General features: G+C 63.8%; 16 protein-coding genes. 8 read left to right on the top strand and 8 right to left on the bottom strand.

The annotated features are described in order from the left end of the window. Nucleotides 1-69 precede the first annotated feature (69 nt). From ACLEJR_RS01690 to pedF, 4 genes are read right to left on the bottom strand one after another with little or no spacing between them, the layout of a single operon-like run. Nucleotides 70-1,005, bottom strand: coding sequence for a quinoprotein relay system zinc metallohydrolase 1 (locus ACLEJR_RS01690; RefSeq protein WP_440811771.1), 936 nt, complete (start codon nucleotides 1,003-1,005; stop codon nucleotides 70-72). Nucleotides 1,006-1,021: 16 nt separating this feature from the next. Continuing rightward, complete coding sequence (locus ACLEJR_RS01685) at nucleotides 1,022-1,780, bottom strand: quinoprotein dehydrogenase-associated SoxYZ-like carrier (RefSeq protein ID WP_440811768.1); 759 nt, start codon at nucleotides 1,778-1,780, stop codon at nucleotides 1,022-1,024. Nucleotides 1,781-1,790: 10 nt separating this feature from the next. Further along, nucleotides 1,791-2,666, bottom strand: coding sequence for a substrate-binding periplasmic protein (locus ACLEJR_RS01680; RefSeq protein ID WP_440811766.1), 876 nt, complete (start codon nucleotides 2,664-2,666; stop codon nucleotides 1,791-1,793). Between the two features lie 5 nt (nucleotides 2,667-2,671). Next, nucleotides 2,672-3,133, bottom strand: coding sequence for a cytochrome c-550 PedF (pedF, locus tag ACLEJR_RS01675; protein WP_440792506.1), 462 nt, complete (start codon nucleotides 3,131-3,133; stop codon nucleotides 2,672-2,674). A gap of 243 nt (nucleotides 3,134-3,376) precedes the next feature. On the opposite strand from pedF, the gene exaA reads away from it, so the two are divergent. Together exaA and ACLEJR_RS01665 are read left to right on the top strand one after the other, a co-directional pair. Continuing rightward, nucleotides 3,377-5,242: a quinoprotein ethanol dehydrogenase gene (exaA, locus tag ACLEJR_RS01670; protein WP_440811764.1), complete on the top strand. Its 1,866-nt coding sequence runs from the start codon at nucleotides 3,377-3,379 to the stop codon at nucleotides 5,240-5,242. 144 nt (nucleotides 5,243-5,386) lie between these two features. Then, a complete protein-coding gene (locus ACLEJR_RS01665) occupies nucleotides 5,387-6,031 on the top strand; it encodes a pentapeptide repeat-containing protein (protein WP_440811762.1) in 645 nt (214 codons plus the stop codon). Between the two features lie 165 nt (nucleotides 6,032-6,196). Here the strand turns inward: ACLEJR_RS01665 and ACLEJR_RS01660 are convergent, their stop codons facing one another. Both ACLEJR_RS01660 and ACLEJR_RS01655 read right to left on the bottom strand, forming a co-directional pair. Next, complete coding sequence (locus ACLEJR_RS01660; protein ID WP_440792500.1) at nucleotides 6,197-6,835, bottom strand: response regulator; 639 nt, start codon at nucleotides 6,833-6,835, stop codon at nucleotides 6,197-6,199. Beyond that, the gene (locus ACLEJR_RS01655; RefSeq protein WP_440811759.1) at nucleotides 6,835-8,091 is read right to left on the bottom strand and encodes a histidine kinase; all 1,257 of its coding nucleotides are present in this window, start codon (nucleotides 8,089-8,091) and stop codon (nucleotides 6,835-6,837) included. The genes ACLEJR_RS01660 and ACLEJR_RS01655 overlap by 1 nt, the downstream gene beginning before the upstream one ends. Nucleotides 8,092-8,501: 410 nt before the next feature. On the opposite strand from ACLEJR_RS01655, the gene ACLEJR_RS01650 reads away from it, so the two are divergent. The 6 genes from ACLEJR_RS01650 (at nucleotide 8,502) to ACLEJR_RS01625 (ending at nucleotide 13,665) form a co-directional block, all read left to right on the top strand. Continuing rightward, complete coding sequence (locus ACLEJR_RS01650) at nucleotides 8,502-9,686, top strand: ABC transporter substrate-binding protein (RefSeq protein ID WP_440811758.1); 1,185 nt, start codon at nucleotides 8,502-8,504, stop codon at nucleotides 9,684-9,686. A gap of 27 nt (nucleotides 9,687-9,713) precedes the next feature. After that, a complete protein-coding gene (locus ACLEJR_RS01645; RefSeq protein ID WP_440811756.1) occupies nucleotides 9,714-10,700 on the top strand; it encodes a YVTN family beta-propeller repeat protein in 987 nt (328 codons plus the stop codon). After that, complete coding sequence (locus tag ACLEJR_RS01640; protein ID WP_440811753.1) at nucleotides 10,697-11,428, top strand: ABC transporter ATP-binding protein; 732 nt, start codon at nucleotides 10,697-10,699, stop codon at nucleotides 11,426-11,428. The genes ACLEJR_RS01645 and ACLEJR_RS01640 overlap by 4 nt, the downstream gene beginning before the upstream one ends. After that, nucleotides 11,425-12,216 (top strand): ABC transporter permease, encoded by a 792-nt coding sequence (locus tag ACLEJR_RS01635; protein WP_440792490.1) that lies wholly within the window; start codon nucleotides 11,425-11,427, stop codon nucleotides 12,214-12,216. The genes ACLEJR_RS01640 and ACLEJR_RS01635 overlap by 4 nt, the downstream gene beginning before the upstream one ends. A 181-nt stretch (nucleotides 12,217-12,397) precedes the next feature. Continuing rightward, nucleotides 12,398-12,931, top strand: a complete 534-nt coding sequence (locus ACLEJR_RS01630; protein ID WP_440792488.1) for a PQQ-dependent catabolism-associated CXXCW motif protein — start codon at nucleotides 12,398-12,400, stop codon at nucleotides 12,929-12,931. Between the two features lie 68 nt (nucleotides 12,932-12,999). Beyond that, nucleotides 13,000-13,665: a response regulator gene (locus ACLEJR_RS01625; RefSeq protein WP_440792487.1), complete on the top strand. Its 666-nt coding sequence runs from the start codon at nucleotides 13,000-13,002 to the stop codon at nucleotides 13,663-13,665. A 185-nt stretch (nucleotides 13,666-13,850) separates the two neighbouring features. Here the strand turns inward: ACLEJR_RS01625 and nahK are convergent, their stop codons facing one another. Then, a complete protein-coding gene (gene nahK, locus ACLEJR_RS01620; protein ID WP_440811751.1) occupies nucleotides 13,851-16,487 on the bottom strand; it encodes a hybrid sensor histidine kinase/response regulator NahK/ErcS' in 2,637 nt (878 codons plus the stop codon). Beyond that, a complete protein-coding gene (gene nosP, locus ACLEJR_RS01615; protein WP_440792484.1) occupies nucleotides 16,417-17,580 on the bottom strand; it encodes a nitric oxide-sensing protein NosP in 1,164 nt (387 codons plus the stop codon). Before nosP ends, nahK begins: the two co-directional genes overlap by 71 nt. Nucleotides 17,581-17,838 lie beyond the last annotated feature (258 nt).

The raw sequence follows: 17,838 nt of genomic DNA, 5'->3' as shown, positions 1-17,838 counted from the left end.
CTGGATGGGGGCGCTTCGCACCCCAGCGGGAGCAAGCTCCCTCGCCACAGGGGCGTCATACAACCTGGGCTATTGAGGTTGGGCATCCACCCGCCTCATCCCCGCCCGCTCATAGCGCGGATACAAATGGCTGACACTGCGAATCAACTCATACCGGCTCAGGCTGATTCCGGCAAAGCGCTCGGGGATGGGACGGCGGATCATTTCGGCCATGTCGTCGCCCCGGGCAGCGCCGTCGCGCATCAACTGGTCGAGCCAGCCCAGGTAATCACGCATTTGCACAAGGGGCCGGTTGTCGCTCGCCACCGGGCCGTGGCCGGGCACGATCAGCTTCCAGGGCAAGCCTTGCAAGGTATCGAGGTCCTTGAGCCAGATGTCTAGCCCCGGAGTGTTGGGGGTGGTCAGGGCCCGCTCGTAGAACACCAGGTCGCCGGCAAACAGCACGCCGGTGGTTTCGTCAAAAATCGCCAGGTCGGCCCCGGTGTGCCCGGCCAGTTGCAGCAATCGCAGGGAATGCCCGCCTACCTTCAGCGGCCCTGGTTCAAGGACCTGGGTCGGCAACACCACCTCGGTGCCGCGCATCCAGTCACCCACCAGCCGGTACATGTTTTCCGCCAGGGCGTCGCCCTGTTGCCGTAGCAGTTCCGTGGTGCCGCCGAGCGCGCCGATAGGCACGTCACTGAAGGCTTGATTGCCAAACACGTGATCAGGGTGGTGATGAGTCAACAGCACCTGGATCACCGGTTTGTCGGTCGTCGCGGCGATGGCCTGGCGCAGGGCCTCGCCGTAGCGTTTCGACGGCCCGGTGTCGATCACCACCACACCGGCGTCTGTGACGATGAAACCGGTGTTGACGATATTGCCGCCGTTGGCCTTGGCAAAGTTCTCGGTACTGCCTTCCAGCAGCCAGGTGCCTTCGGCGATCTGCCGGGGCTTGAGCGAGTAATCCGCATCCGCCCATGCCGGCAGGCACAGGCAGGCAAAAATCAGCAATAACCCGCGCATGGCGCGCTCCTTGTGATCAGGGGATCGCCGCCTCGAAGGCGTTGCCGCTGTTGTCGCGCAGCAACAGGCGCACCGGCCTGGTGCCTCGAATGTCGAAACCCAGGTTGGGGTTTTCACTGACCGCTGGAAACAGCTCCAGGCGGGCCAGCACTTGATCCTCAGCGTCCAGCAGTCGGGCCTGATTGAGGAAGAATTCGGGGATCCCGCTGACCAGGCCGTTATCCATCGGATGCGCCACCTGCAAACGCAGCCGGCTGGTTTCGCCTCGGGGGTAGCGGCCGCCCAGGACCTCTCCCAGATGCTCTTCCCAACCCGGCTGGGTGCGCACCACGCTGGGGGCGGTGCAGCCGCCGCCGGCCGCGTCGATCAACGCCGAGCCCACATGCCACAGCCCATCGCGGGTCTGCACGGCGGCGCGCAGCGGCGTGGCCTGTTCGATACGGATACGAATCGACAGCCAGGGCAGTACGCCCTCGGTCGGCTGGAAGTCGACGATTTTCGGCAATGGATTGAGTTCGGCCCAGGCCAACACCCGCACCACATCGTCGCCAAAGGACCGGGCATCGATCTCCAGCGGCACCTGGCGCGCGTCTTCAGCAAAGGGTGGCGCCAGGACCCGCACCCGCTCGTCGAACACGAACGCCGCCTCTCCCAGCAATTGCTTGTGATAAAACGCCCACATTACCGAGGGCACCGGGTCCTTTCCGGGCTCCACCGTTGCCGTTGCCACCGCCGGCAAGCTGCACGCCAGCAACCAACACGCGAGCCATTTCATCCCTGCGCTCCTATTGATACATCTCAGGCACTTCATAGCGCAGGCCGTAACGGGCATAGACCGCCTTGAGACTGCCGTCGCGGATCAGGCCTTCGAGCGCTTCCTCCACCGCATAGGCCAATTGCCGGTTGCTCTCATGCACCGCCATGCCGATCTCCCAGCGCTGCTTGCCCATGTTCGGGTAGGCATTGTGCGCCAACGCCAACTGCGGATCGGCCGCCTCATGCAGCTGCCAGTCGATCTCCCCGCGCATCGCCATGACCGCGTCGACGTCCCCGGCCTGCATGGCCTTGAACGCCTGGCTCACGCCAGGGAAATGATGGGTCTTGGCGCGAAGCATGCCGTTGAACACCGAGGTCAGGTAGAACGACGGCACGCTGTCGACTTCGACGCCGATGGGGTGCTGCTGGAACACCGCGACGCTGCCCACCGAATCCAGGCGACGTCGGTCATACGCCACTTGCCAGCTCTCCTGCTGATACGGCCCGAACATCACCACCTGGGCGTTTTCCAGTTCGCCAATGTCATTGCGCTTCTGCACGTAGTCATGATCGTACGGAACCCGCATCATCAGGTCCGCCAGTTGCCGGTCATGCAAGGGGCTGCTGCGCCAGATATAGTCCCGCAGGTCGTCATCGAGCTTTTCGCCCGGTGGTGCCCAGATCAGCCGCAGATGCACACCCAAGGCGTTGGCCAGCGCCTGGGCCAGTTCTACGTCCACGCCCCTGGCCTGGCCCTGGTCTTCGAAACTGTAAGGGGCGAAATCCTTGTAGACCGCCACCTTCAACTCACCGGAGGCAATCATCTGGTCATAGCTGCGTACTTGCGCCTGCACCGCCTGGCCACACAGCAGCACGCCGCACATCACCCACGCGAACAGGCGCATGGCCCTCACTCCTCGACGTGCACGCTGTCGAGATAAGTGCGCACCGCCCACAAGGCTTCCTGGCTCAGGTAGTCAGCCATCTTCGGCATGTAGACCCGGCCGTCGCGCACGGCGCCGTGGCGCACGCGCTCGACGAACCATTCGTCCCCGGCTTCGGCGGCGTCCAGCATGCGCAGGTCCGGGGCGATCCCGCCGGACTTGGCTTCCAGGCCATGGCACGCGGCGCAGTTCTGGTTATAGGCCGAGGCGCCGATCTGCACGGCCTTGTCGCGCTCGGGGGAATTGCGATACGGATTCTGCGAAGCCCAGCCATCGGCATCCAATGGCAGGTTGGTGTCCTTGACCGGAGTCAGGCCTTTGGTTTCCACTGCCTGGGGCACTACGTTGCCATGGGCCCACGCGGAGCCTGCGCCGATCAGCCCCGCCAGCAATGCGGTTGCGATGATGGCGTTACGTTTTGTTGTCATTGTTATGCCCTCTCAGATTGCACGCAAACCTCTTTGCAGAGGCTGTGCCGTCATCTTAGAAAGCGCTCTGGCCCCGCCGAATGCTGCTTTGGTGGCCGGGGTCTAGTTCCTTGGTAGCAGGCCGTCCGACGCAGGTCGCAAAGACAGGCGGTTCGGGAAGTCTTCCCGGCAAAGGCGGGACTTTTTCCGTATCCGCCGGACTGCGGCGCGACCCACCCTAGTCAGGCCAAAACCTCACTGGGAATGCCCACCATGACAATAAAAAATCCATCCGCCCTCTGCGCCCTGAGCGCGGCCTTGCTGCTGGCCGGCGGCCTGTCGCTCAGCTCCCTGGCCAGTGCCGCCGTGACCTGGGACGACATCGCCAACGACCACCTGACCACCCGGGACGTGTTGCAATATGGCATGGGCACCAATGCCCAGCGCTGGAGCCCGCTGGCCCAGGTCAACGACAAGAACGTGTTCAAGCTGACACCCGCCTGGTCCTACTCGTTCGGCGACGAGAAGCAACGCGGCCAGGAATCCCAGGCCATCGTCAGTGACGGCGTGGTCTACGTCACCGGCTCGTACTCGCGGGTCTTCGCCCTCGATGCCAAGACCGGCAAGCGGCTGTGGACCTACAACCACCGGCTGCCGGACAACATTCGTCCGTGCTGCGACGTGGTCAATCGCGGTGCGGCCATCTATGGCGACAAGATTTATTTCGGCACGCTGGACGCCCGGGTGGTCGCCCTGGACAAGAACACCGGCAAAGTGGTCTGGAACAAGAAGTTCGGCGACCACGCCGGCGGCTACACCATGACCGGCGCCCCGGTGCTGATCAAGGACAAGACTACCGGTAAGGTGCTGTTGATCCATGGCAGCTCCGGCGACGAGTTCGGTGTGGTCGGCCAGTTGTTCGCCCGCGACCCGGAGACCGGCGAAGAGGTCTGGATGCGCCCGTTCGTCGAAGGCCACATGGGCCGCCTCAACGGCAAGGACAGCACGCCCACCGGCGACGTCAAGGCACCGTCCTGGCCCGACGACAAGACCACCGAGACCGGCAAGGTCGAGGCGTGGAGCCACGGCGGTGGCGCACCCTGGCAGAGTGCGAGCTTCGACCCCGAGACCAACACCATCATCGTCGGCGCGGGTAACCCCGGCCCGTGGAACACCTGGGCGCGTACCGCCAAGGACGGCAACCCTCACGACTACGACAGCCTCTACACCTCAGGCCAGGTGGGCGTTGACCCAAGCACCGGCGAAGTGAAGTGGTTCTACCAGCACACGCCTAACGATGCCTGGGACTTCTCAGGCAACAACGAGCTGGTGCTGTTCGACTACAAGGACAAGGACGGCAAAGTGACCAAGGCCACCGCCCACGCCGACCGCAACGGTTTCTTCTACGTGGTGGATCGCAACAACGGCAAGCTGCAGAACGCCTTCCCCTTCGTGGACAACATCACCTGGGCCAGCCACATCGACCTCAAGACCGGCCGTCCGGTGGAGAACCCCGGCCAGCGACCAGCCAAGCCGCTGCCCGGTGAAACCAAGGGCAAGCCGGTGGAAGTCTCGCCGCCGTTCCTCGGCGGCAAGAACTGGAACCCCATGGCCTACAGCCAGGACACCGGGCTGTTCTACGTGCCCGGCAACCAATGGAAAGAGGAATACTGGACCGAAGAAGTGAATTACAAGAAAGGCTCGGCGTACCTGGGCATGGGGTTTCGCATCAAGCGCATGTACGACGACCACGTCGGCACCCTGCGAGCAATGAACCCCACCACCGGCAAGGTCGTCTGGGAACACAAGGAGCACTTGCCGCTGTGGGCCGGCGTGCTGGCCACCAAAGGCAACCTGGTGTTCACCGGCACCGGTGACGGCTTCTTCAAGGCCTTCGACGCCAAGACCGGCAAGGAGCTATGGAAATTCCAAACCGGCAGCGGGATCGTCTCCCCGCCCATCACCTGGGAGCAGGATGGCGAGCAGTACATCGGCGTGACCGTCGGCTACGGTGGTGCCGTGCCACTGTGGGGCGGCGACATGGCCGAACTGACCAAGCCCGTGGCCCAGGGCGGGTCGTTCTGGGTGTTCAAGATTCCGAGTTGGGACAAGGCAACTGCGCAGAAATAACTCCTGACCTGAACGCCATCCCTGTGGGAGCGGGCTTGCTCGCGAAAGCGGTGGTTCGGTTGATATGGATTTTGACTGTGCCGACGTCTTCGTCGGATCGCCGCCCGGAGCAAGCCCGCTCCCACACTTACCTGAGTTGATGCCATGAAACTCTTGCCATTGCTGCTTCTGCTCGTCGGCACCGTTGCCCATGCCGACGACTCTGACACCGCTCTGACGATCAACGGCTGCCTCATCGCCGAAGCCAGCCAATGCCCCGGCGCCAACCTGCGGGGCGCCAGGCTGGCAAACCAGGACTTGCGCAAGATGAACCTCAGCGGTGCCGACCTTCGCGATGCCGACCTGCGGCACACGCGTCTGGACCTGGCCAATCTGGAAAAAGCCCAACTACAGGGCGCCAACCTGACCCGCGCCAGCCTGCAACAGAGCAACCTGCGCCTGGCCGACTTCACCGACGCGACGCTCAAGGCCATTCAGGGCTGGGGGCTGTTTGCCCAGGGCGCGCAGTTCCAGCGGGCCGACCTGACGGCGGCCTATCTGCAATTTTCCCGCTTGTCTGGCGCCCGATTCCACGATGCCAACCTGCAAGCCGCCGACCTGGAAATGGCCTGGCTGAGCAAGGCCGACCTCAAGGGCGCCGACCTGCGCGACGCCAACCTGCAGGAAGCCAAGCTCGGCGAAAGCAACCTGGAACAGGCCGACCTCAGTGGCTCGCGCCAGCATTACGGGAATTTCCAGGATGCCAACATGCAAGGCTGCAAGGGCTGCCCGGCATCCTGGGATCAGTGAACCTGTCATGCTCCCTCTGTGGCGAGGGAGCTTGCTCCCGCTGGGTTGCGAAGCAGCCCCAATAGGGACAACTCAATGAACCTGGCACACCGAAGTACCGGGTTTTGGGGGCGCTTCGCACCCCAGCGGGAGCAAGCTCCCTCGACACGATTTCAGATCAGATGTTCACCCCGCCACCCGCACCACCCCCAGGTCAATCCCAAGATGCACCAGCTCGGCATGAGAGCTGACCTGCAGCTTGCTCTTGAGCAGCGTCAGGTGGTTGGACACGGTCTTGGCGCTGATGCACAACTGCTCGGCAATGGTGCGCGCCGGGGTGCCCTTGGCGAGCATGACGAAAATCTCCAGCTCGCGCTGGGTCATGCATTGCAGGCGCGGATCGATCGCTTGCCGGGAGCTGGCACAAGCCAGCTGCGTCGCCAGGGACTGTTCGATATAGGCATGCCCGGCCAGTACCCGGCGCACCGCTTCCACCAGCACCTGGGGCGCCGAGTTCTTGGTCAGATAGCCCGCCGCGCCGGCGTCCAGCGCTTGGCGAACCAACGGCAATTCATCGTGCATGCTGAAGAACAACACCCGCAGTTGCGGCAGACGCTGGCGCAGGCGCCGGGTGGTTTCCAACCCGCTGATACCCGGCAGGCCGAAGTCCATGATCACCAGATGAGGCAGTTGCTCCTGTACCAGGTTCAGCGCCTCCTCCCCGGTGGCCGCCTCTCGCACTTGCAAGTCGGGCATCAGCGCCCGCAGCAGGCTGGCATAACCCTGCCGGACCACTGCATGATCGTCCACCAGCAAAATGTTCATCAGCCCTCCAAAGGCATGTTCAAGGCCAGCGCCCAACCGTCGCCGGGCTGGCTGATAATGCGCAGCTCGCCGCCGAGGCTGCGGGCCCGCTCCATCATCGAATGCAGGCCCACGCCGGCGCGTGGCGGCTGCGGCGCACCGCGGCCGTTGTCACGCACCAGCAGGCGCAGACGCCCGGCCCGGTGTTGCAGGCGGATCCGTACCCGCGTGGCGTCTGCGTGCCGGGCCACGTTGGTCAAGGCTTCCTGCAACAATCGATACAGGTGAGTCTTGTCCGCTCCCGGCAACACCGGCAGCGCGTCATCGATGCGCACCTGACAAGCAATACCCTGATGCTTCTGCCATTGCCCGGCGAGCAAGTCGACCGCTTCGCGCAACGACAAGTGCTGCAACACCACCGGGTACAGGTCATGCACCAACGCTCGGAAACCTTGCTGCAAATGCTCGCAGTGTTCCTCCAACTGATCGACCGTCTGCTCCAGCGCCGCTGGCTGGTCCAGCACCAGGCGCAGCAGGCAGGCCCTGGCACGAATGCCCGCCACATACTGGCCCAGGTCATCGTGCAGGGTCTGGGCCAATCGGGTGCGCTCCTGCTCTTGCACGGCCAACAGCGCCTGGGTAAGCCGTGCATTATCCGCCTGGGCCTGGGCCAAGGCGGCGGCCATCCGGTTGAAATGCCCGGCCAGCTGCTGGGTTTCAGGTACCCCTTCAGCCGTCAGTCGCACGTGCAGGTTCCCAGCGGACACCTGGCGCAGCGCATCGAGCAGTTCATCCAGCAGGTGCATACCCCGACGCACCGCCCAGCGAATCACCAGCAAACTGACCAACAACGCCAGCGCGCACACACCCAGCAATTGCACCAGCGAGTCGAGGATTTCATCGATCTCATCGCGAGGATCGACCGCAATCCAGGCGCGGCGGCCGTCACGCAGATCCACCACCTGGGGCGCGGGCCCGTCCTTCAGCAGCCGCTGGCCGAGCCAGGCCTTGAACCCGGCATCGGCATCGGTTGCAGACCGTTCACCCGGCGCCAGCCAGCGCACGCGTACGTGGCGCAGGCTGCCGGTGAGGCGCGGTTGCAGGCTGGCCGGGTCGCGTTCTGCGGTTTCACGCAGGTAGTGCACCACCGACCCGGCCGATTGCAATTCGCGCTGCACATCGGCGACGGCCTGGTGCAACAACAGTGTGGCGCAGGCCAGGGTGACCAGGGCAAAGAACGCCGTGACCCAGAGATTGATTCGCCAGAGGGCTGACATGGTTAGTGGCCTGTTGTCGGAACTAACGCACAACCTTCATGCACGCCACAGTTCCTTTGTGGGAGCGGGCTTGCTCGCGAAAGCGATGGGTCAGCTTGCATCGGCATCGACAGGACTGCCGCCTTCGCGAGCAAGCCCGCTCCCACAGGGGATTGCGGGTGTTTGAATGTTTTGTGCCTGGCAGAAAACCGATCCATTCCAACCAGGCTCAGGATCAGCAACAGCGGCAAAAGCAGCGCTTTGAACATTCGCACAATCTGTGCGCTCCCTGGTGAATGCCCCATGCCTGCATCCTAAAACCCCCTGCTCGGCGGTGGTTTACTACCTTGGTACTGCCTCGGCGGTACTTTCTGCATATTTCCCGTCGGGTACCGGGTTCCTATGCTGGCGCTACCTGCAATGGAGGTGGTATGCGCCGGCTCGTCTGTTACGCCTTGATTCCCCTGCTGGCCGTCGCCACCGGTTGGCTGCCGGGCGCCTCACAGGCAGGTGAGGACGCCGGATTGCAAGTGCGCATCGGCTACCTGGGCTATCGCCCCGACCCGGGCCCGCTGCTTTCCAACGTCATTGCCGAACCCGTCGATGCCGGCTTGCGCGGTGCTGAACTGGCAATCATCGACAGCAACAGCACCGGGCGTTTTCTCAAGCACGATTACCGCCTGCAAAGCGCCAATGTCGACAGCCCGCAAGCCCTGCTCCAGGCCGCCCATGAACAACATGACCAAGGCCTGCGCCTGTTCGTGGTCAACGCCCCGGCGGCGAGCCTGCGCCAGCTCAGCGCGGCGCTGCCCGACAGCCTGCTGTTCAACGCCGGCAGCGCCGATGACAGCCTGCGCACCACCGATTGCCTGGGCAACGTGCTCCACAGCCTGCCCGACCGGGCCATGCTCGCCGATGCGCTGGTGCAGTTCGCTGTCGTGCGCAAGTGGCAGCGAGCATTGTTGATCGTCGGCCAGACACCCGACGACCAGGCCTACGCCAACGCCCTGCTCAGGGCCATGAAACGCTTCGGCATGAAGACCGTCGCGCAAAAGGCCTGGCAGTTCGACAACGACCAGCGCCGCAGCGCCCAGGCCGACATGCCGTTGTTCACCCAGACTGCCGAGTACGACGTGGTGCTGGTGGCCGACGAGCGCGGCGACTTCGGCGAATACCTGCCCTACCAGACCTGGTTCCCGCGCCCGGTGGCCGGCACCCAGGGCCTGACGCCCACCGGCTGGCACAAGACCGTGGAAACCTACGGCGCGGCACAGTTGCAGAAGCGCTTCGAAACCCTGGCCGGGCGCTGGATGAACGACCGTGATTTCGCCGCTTGGATCGCTGTGCGCAGCATCGCCAGCGCAGTCAGCAAGCTGCGCCAGGCCGACCCGTTCGCCATTCGCCAACTGGCCCTCAGCGACCAGTTGCCACTGGACGGTTTCAAAGGCCGCAAGCTCAGTTATCGGCCCTGGAACGGCCAGTTGCGCCAACCGATCCCGTTGGTCCAGCCCCGCGCGCTGGTCAGCACCTCGCCCCAGGATGGCTTCCTGCACCCCACCAACGAAATGGACAGCCTGGGCTACGACCAGCCTGAAGTGAGCTGCCGTTACCCCTGAACCATTACAACAATAAGGAAAACCGCCATGCGCCGCCTGCTCCAACCGGCCCTGCTCTGCCAAGCCATCGCCCTGGGCGCTACGTTGCTCGCCACGGGCCCCGCGGCGGCCAGCATCGCCTGGGTCTCCAACGAAAAAGACAACAGCCTGAGCCTGATCGACATGCAGAGCCTGGAGGTCGTCGAGACGCTGCCGGTGGGCCAGCGTCCCCGCGGCCTGTTGCTGTCCCATGACAATCGCCTGCTGTACATCTGCGCCAGCGACTCGGACCGGGTCCAGGTGATGGACGTGGCGACCCGCAAGATCATCAAGGAGCTGCCCTCGGGCAAAGACCCGGAGCAATTCGCCCTGCACCCCAACGACCGCTGGCTGTATGTTTCCAACGAAGACGATGCCCTGGTGACGGTGATCGACACCCAGACCTCCGAGGTGCTGGGGCAGATCGGGGTCGGCGTCGAGCCCGAAGGCATGGCCGTCAGCCCGGACGGCAAATGGGCGGTCAATACCAGCGAAACCACCAACATGCTGCACTGGATCGACACCAGCACCCAGACCCTGGCCGATAACACGCTGGTGGACCAGCGGCCACGCTTCGTCGAGTTCAACCGCGACGGCACCCAGCTCTGGGCCTCGGCGGAGATTGGCGGCACCCTGACGATCCTCGATGTCGCCACGCGCAAGATCCTCAAGACCCTGACCTTCCAGATCAAGGGCGTGCATCCGGACAAGGTGCAACCGGTGGGCATCAAGCTCAGCGCCGACGGCCAGTTCGCCTACGTCGCCCTGGGCCCGGCCAACCATGTCGCGGTGATCGACGCCACGACCTTCGAGGTGCTGGACTATCTGCTGGTGGGGCGCAGGGTCTGGCAACTGGCGTTCACCCCGGACCAGCGCCAGTTGCTGGCAACCAACGGCGTCAGCGGCGACGTCTCGGTGATAGACGTGCAAAGCCGTAAGGTTTTGAAATCGGTGAAGGTCGGACGCTACCCCTGGGGCGTGGTGGTGACGCCATGAACGCCCTTGAGGTCAGCGACCTGAGTTTCGCCTATGGCGCCCGCGAAGCCCTCAAGCAAGTCAATTTCAGCCTGCCCGCCGGGCAGTTCGCCGCGCTGTTGGGCCCCAACGGCGCCGGCAAGTCGACCCTGATCGCCCTGCTTACGCGCCTGTACGACGTGCAGCGCGGCGAGATCCGCATCACTGGTCACTCGCTGCGAAAATCCCCCCGCCCGGCCCTGCGCCAGTTGGGCGTGGTGTTCCAACAGAGCACCCTGGACCTGGACCTGAGTATCGAGCAGAACCTGCGTTATCACTTGGCACTGCATGGGATATCCCGACGCCAGGGCGCCGCGCGGATCGACGCCGAGCTGGCCCGCCAGCAGTTGACAGAGCGCCGTCACGAACGGGTGCGCGACCTCAACGGCGGCCATCGGCGCCGGGTGGAAATCGCCCGTGCGCTGCTTCATGCACCGCGCCTGTTGCTGCTGGACGAGCCCAGCGTCGGCCTCGATCCGGCCAGCCGCCTGGCACTCGGGCAGCACGTGCGGCAACTGTGTCGCGAGCAAGGCCTCAGCGTGCTCTGGACCACACACCTGCTGGACGAAGTACACCCGAGCGACGAATTGTTGATCGTGCATCAGGGACGCCTGGTCGCCAGCGGTCGCGCCGATGCGGTGAGCCTGGAGCACGGCGGCAGCCTCGGCTCGGCCTTCAACCGCCTGACAGTGCCGGGAGCCTGCTCATGAACGCCTATTGGCAATGTTTCAGCGGCATCGTGATGCGCGAATGGCTGCGTTTCGTGCTGCAACGCACACGCCTGCTCAGTGCCCTGGTGCGGCCCCTGTTGTGGTTACTGGTATTCGCCGCCGGGTTTCGGGCGGCGCTGGGTATCGCGATCATCGCGCCCTACGACACCTACATTCCCTACGAGGTGTACATCGTCCCCGGGCTGGCCTGCATGATCCTGCTGTTCAACGGCATGCAGGGTTCGTTGTCGATGGTCTACGACCGCGAGATGGGTAGCATGCGCGTGCTGCTCACCAGCCCGCTGCCGCGGGCGTTCTTGCTGGCGAGCAAGCTGCTGGCAACATCGTTGATCTCGTTGTTGCAGGTCTACGCCTTTCTCGCCATCGCCTGGCTCTACGGCATCCAGCCGCCGGCCATGGGCCTGGTGCTGGCGCTGCCGGCATTGTTGCTGGTAGCGCTGATGCTCAGCGCCCTGGGCTTGCTGCTGTCCAATGCCATCCGGCAACTGGAGAACTTCGCCGGAGTGATGAATTTCGTCATCTTCCCGATGTTCTTCCTGTCCTCGGCGCTGTATCCGCTGTGGAAAATGCTCGAAGCCAGCTCCTGGCTGTATTGGCTGTGCGCGGTCAACCCGTTCACCCACGGTGTGGAGCTGGTGCGATTTGCGCTGTATGAGCGGTTCAACCTGTTGGCGATGACGGTGTGCCTGGGATTGACCCTGGTGTTTGCGCTGCTGGCGGTGTGGACGTTCAATCCGCAGCATGCGGCGTTGCGTAAGGCGGGTTGATCCTGCCCTACACAAATCCCCCTGTGGTGGATTCCCTGTGGGACAGGGGCTTGGTGATGGCTTCCGGATCAGTCCCTGAGCCCGAAATTACGACTTTAGTACTGCTTTCCCTGTCTATGGTCGCATTCACAAGGCCTCGACCCTGACATGTAATGGGCGCATAACAAAAAGGATCAATCCTATGCCCCGTTTGCTGGCGATCGTCTTGCTGGGCCTGGCGCTGAATGGTGCGCAGGCCGACACGCTGCTGTTTTCCGCGCAGGGCTATCGCATCACCCAGTACCGCAGCCCGACGCCCGCCAGCGTCGAAGGCGCCCGGACCGTCGATACACAGGCCCTGCAACAGTTGCTCGGGCAAGCATCACCACCGGTGTTGATCGACGTCTATCGGCGGCCCTGGCTCCAGGGACGGTTCATCGACAACGAACCCCACGCCAACCTCCCCGGCAGCCTGTGGCTGGCCAATACCGGCGACGGTGAACTCGACCCGCTCTGGCAGGATTACTTCACTTATCATCTGCGCAAGGCCACCGCCGGGCGGGCGGAGCAACCGCTGGTCTTTTATTGCCGCTCCGATTGCTGGTTGAGCTGGAACGCGGTAAAACGCGCCGCGGCCATGGGCTATAAGCATCTGTATTGGTATCGCGATGGCCTCGATGCCTGGGAGGCGGCCCGGCTGCCCCTGCAAGCGGCTCGGCCCGAACCTTTTCCCTGATCCATCTGTTTGAGCAAAAGCGTGCGTGCAATTGCCCCACCAATACGACAATAACGAGGTGAATGGCCATGTATAAAATCCTGATAGCCGATGATCACCCACTGTTTCGCGAAGCCATCCACAACGTCATCAGCGACGGTTTTCCTGGCAGCGAGGTCATGGAAACCGCCGATCTGGACAGCGCCCTGGCGCTGACCACCGAGCACGACGACCTGGACCTGATCCTGCTGGACCTGAACATGCCCGGCATGCACGGGCTCAATGGCCTGATCAACCTGCGCAACGAGGCGCCGACCATCCCGGTGGTCATCGTTTCCGCCGAGCAGGACAAACAGGTGGTGCTGCAGGCCATCACCTACGGGGCGGTGGGATTCATCACCAAATCCTCGCCACGCTCGCAGATGACCGACGCCATCGAGCAGATCCTCAACGGCAACGTGTACCTGCCGCCAGACATCATCCGCACCCAGAAAAGCCCCACGGGCCGACGCCTGAACGAAACCCCGGCATTTCCGCCCGAGCTGCTCCAGGCCCTGACTCGCAAGCAGTTGCTGGTGCTTGAACGCATGACCAAGGGCGAGTCGAACAAGCAGATCGCCTACACCCTCGACATCGCCGAGACCACGGTCAAGGCCCACGTCTCGGCGATCCTGCGCAAGCTCAACGTGCACAATCGGGTGCAGGCGATTCTCAGTGCGGGGGATATCGATTTCGGGGCGTACCTGCGGCGCTGATCAGCACTGGGATAGGGTGGACACCCCTGTGGCGAGGGAGCTTGCTCCCGCTGGGGTGCGAAGCGCCCCCATGCAAACTGAACGCGCCCTGCCTGATTCACCGAGGCGCCTGGCCTTGGGGCTGCGTCGCAGCCCAGCGGGAGCAAGCTCCCTCGCCACAATAAGCCATTGAGCCCAGCAGTGGCTCAGTGGTGCCCGCCCAACAAATGACTCATCGCAATCTTCAATTTCATCGGCCGCACCGGCTTGTGCATCAGGGTATGGCCGCGTTCGCGGATCTGCTGCTTGAGTTCGTTGCTGTAATTGGCGGTGATCATCATGGCCGGGATCGGCGCGACCCGCCGGGCATTGATCCGGGCCACGGCGTCCACGCCGTTCTGGTCGTGGTCCAGGTGATAGTCGGCGATCAGCAGGTCGGCCTCGGCGCGGTAGTCGTCCACCTGGCGCGCCAGATCCTGTTCCGACAGCGCCGTCACGACCCGGCAGCCCCACCCTTCCAGCAACGTGCGCATGCCGGCGCAGATCGCCGCGTCGTTATCCAGCACCCAGACCCGAGCTCCACGCAGGCGCTCCAGCATCGGCTCGCTCATGTCCAGGCATACCGACGGCTTGGGCGCGGTGGCGCTCAGGGGCACGTCGACGGCGAACATCGAGCCCTTGCCCGGCCAGGAGCGCACCTGGATGCGATGCCCGAGGATTCCGGCGATCTTCTCGACAATCGCCAGCCCCAGGCCCAGCCCGCGATCCTGGTCCGGACGCTGCACATCGCCGCGCTTGAACTCCTGGAAGATTTCCTCCAGGCGTTCTTCGGCGATGCCGATGCCGCTGTCCCAGACCTGGATCGACACCTGCTGGCGATGGCGCCGACAACCCAGTACCACCCGGCCACTGGGGGTGTAGCGAATCGCATTGCTCAGCAGGTTGCGCAGGATCCGCGCCAGCAACTGCATGTCGCTGCGCACCAGCACCGAACAACCGACAAAGCGTAGCTCCAGCCCTTCGCTGCGGGCGACCTGGACATACTCGGCCGCCAGGTTGTCGAGCAGCTCGCTGAGCGCGAATGGCGCGACATCGGCCTTGATCACCCCGGCATCTAGCTTGGAAATGTCCACCAGCGTGCCCAGCAGGTTCTCGACGTCCTGCAGCGAATTGCTGACGTTGCGCACCAGCTGCGCGTTCGCCACCGGCTCGCGGCGTTCCAGCAGCGCACTGGTGAACAAGCGTGCGGCATTGAGCGGTTGCAGCAGGTCATGGCTGACCGCGGCGAGGAACTTGGTTTTCGACAGGTTAGCCCGCTCCGCCTCTCGCTTGGCCTCGCGCAGGCGCAATTCAGCCCGACTGCGCTCATCGATTTCGCGTAGCAACTGATCGTTGAGGGTGGTCAATTCGGCGGTGCGTTCCTGGACGCGCTGTTCCAGGTTCTGATAGGCCTGATGCAGCGCTTCGGCGGTACGGCGGCGCTCGGTAATGTCGCGGATCAACACGAAGATCCCCACCACCTCACCATTGGCCAGGCGGTTAGGCACGTAGGAGCGCAACATGTAGCGCTCCTGGTTGTTGATGTTGGTCTCGGCGAATTCGAACGTCACGCTCTCCCCGGCCAGCGCCCGGGCCACGTAGGCCTCAAGCCGTTGATAGTGCTGCTCGCTGTGGGCCTCGCGCAGGCTCTGGCCGAGCATCACCCCACGCGGCCAGCAATACCATTGCTCATAGACCTTATTGGTGAACTCATACACCAGGTCGGCATTGAGATAGGCGATCAGGGCCGGCACATGGTCGGTGATCAGGCGGATCCAGCGCTCGCTTTCGCTCAAGGCCTCGGCGTGCTGGTAACGCTCGGTGATGTCGGTGAAGGTGTTGACGTAGCCGCCGGTGGGCAGCGGATGCGTACGGATTTCCAGAACCCGGCCATCGGACAGGCGTTGTTCGCATTCGTGGATCAACCGACCGTTGCTGTCCCGACTGGCGGGCGTCAGCAGTTGCAGCTCGCTGTCACCGATCACCTCGTTGAACGGCCGATGGGCAGCCACCGGTGCCAGCCCGCTGAGTTCGAGGAAGCGGCGGTTCCACAACTCCAGCACACCCTGGGCGCTGACCATCGCCACGCCTTGGGAAAGGTTGTCCACCGCCCGTTGCAGCAGGTGTGACTTCTGCGCGATGGCCTGCTCGCGACGCACGGTTTCGCTGAGTTTGACGTCGGTGATGTCGGTGAACAGGATCACCCGGCCACCTTCCTGGGTTGGCCGTTCGCTGACTTGCAGCCAGCGACCGTTCTGCAAGCGATACAGCACATGCTCGTCGGCCTGCCCCCTGGGTTCTTCGTTGAACAGGCCATTGGCGGTCATCAGGCGCTTGACCTCGGAAAGCCGCATCCCGGCGATGATCCGCACTCGGCTGTGGGCCCAGAACGCCTTGAAGCGGCTGTTGAACAGGACGATGCGTTGCTGCGCGTCGAACAGCACGAACGCATCGGAAATGCTCTCGATGGCGTCGATCAAATGCCGGTGGGCGGTTTCGGCCCGCAGCCGCGCCTCGCCCAGCAGATGGTTGCCGGCCTTGAGCTCGGCCATGGCCTGGTTCAGGGCATCGGTGCGCTCACGTACCTGTTCGGCCAACACCACCGAATGCTGGAACGCTGCATACGGATCGTTGCCCCGGGTCACGCCGGATTCCACCCGCTCGATCAACGCCGCATTAATGCGACGCAACTTGCGGTTTTCGTCTTGCAGGCTGGCGATCTGTGCTTGCAGCTCAGCGATGGCCGGGGACGCGATGGCGGGCAATGGCAACTCCGGTGAAGGTCTGGTTGATGTGCATGCCATTGAACTGTTCTCCATAGGTGTTGAACCCCATCACCCGATGTTCACGCAAGACCTGGCCGATCTGCTCCAGGCCGCCACGGCCTTCCAGCTCCAGGCGCCTGAGGAAGCAGTCGCAGCCGATGGTCAGCAGCAGGTCACCGAGGCGGGCTTGCAAGCCGTCGAAGAGAGCCTGCAGGTTCTGCAGCAAGGGGCCGGGGGTCATCGCCGTGAGGACGATGCCGTTCTCCACTGCGCAGTAGAAACTCAGGCTCAGGTCCGGGTGCACCTGCTGGATGGCCCGCACGTAGTACTGGTCATTGATCCGCACGGCCAACGGATGGGCGGCGAACACCCGGTAATCCAGCGCACTCACCGGCACACCGATGTGCCGGGCATATTCTTCGGCGGCGGGCTCGGCGTTGAGTTCATAGACCCGCCGCAAGGCAGCGTCGGCGCCGGTCACCACCAGTTTTTCCTGTCGCGGCAGAATGTGGTGGGCGGTAAACACTTCGAAGGCCAGCCAGGTGTTGATCAGCACCACCACCGCCGCGCCGCTGTGGAACTGCCCTTCGAAGTACACATGGGTGTGGGTCAGACGATTGTCGTCGCCGGCCGATCCGCCAAAATGCGGGATGTCGCCGAGCGCTGCGCTCAGGGCCGCCAGGACCATTTCTTCACGACTGGACAGGCCGTCGAGCAGGGTCAGCGCAAAGCTGTGGCCCTTGATGGGTGCCAGGGCATTGCTGCGACAGCCGCTGGCCAGCCGCTCGACCATTTGCTGGGCGTCGATCAGGCTGAAGTGTTCCATTTCGCCGATCAGCTCGGCGGCGATAGAAAAGTGTCGATGGTCGAAGCCCACCGCCGTCACACAGTTGCGGCCATAACCCTGAGCGGTGATTTCACCGGCACTGGTGCAGCCCACCAGGCGAATCCCGCCGAAGCCCTGGGACAGCGCCAGGCCGAGGGCCGGCAAGTCGTATTCGGCGGAACAGAAAAACAGCACGAAGCCCAGGTACGGGTGCAACAACTGCCGCGCCAGTTCCTGGGCCACCTGCTGGACATCCGTCGCCTGGGACATGGCGCTCACCACACCTTCGCTCTGGGCCTGCTGCATCCTCGCCTCCGGCGTATGCGTGATCGGAGCCTTGAGTGTACGAAGCCGCACCGGGCACACGAATGCTACTTGGGTAGTGGGTGGACGCTTCCATGGGAGGAGAAAGGGGCAGTCAACATTAATGTCGCCCCGGCCGCCCCTGTGGCGAGGGAGCTTGCTCCCGCTGGGACGGTCCGACGTCTCGGGCGCAGCGCCCCCATGCAGACTCAACGCGTTCTATCTGATCCACCGAGGCGCCTGGCCTTGGGGCTGCTGCGC

The organism is Pseudomonas sp. SMN5 (assembly GCF_052041925.1).
In the GTDB taxonomy this organism is placed as follows: Bacteria; Pseudomonadota; Gammaproteobacteria; order Pseudomonadales; family Pseudomonadaceae; genus Aquipseudomonas.
Note: the sequence above shows the minus strand (reverse complement) of the source record. Positions and strands in the feature narration are given on the sequence as shown.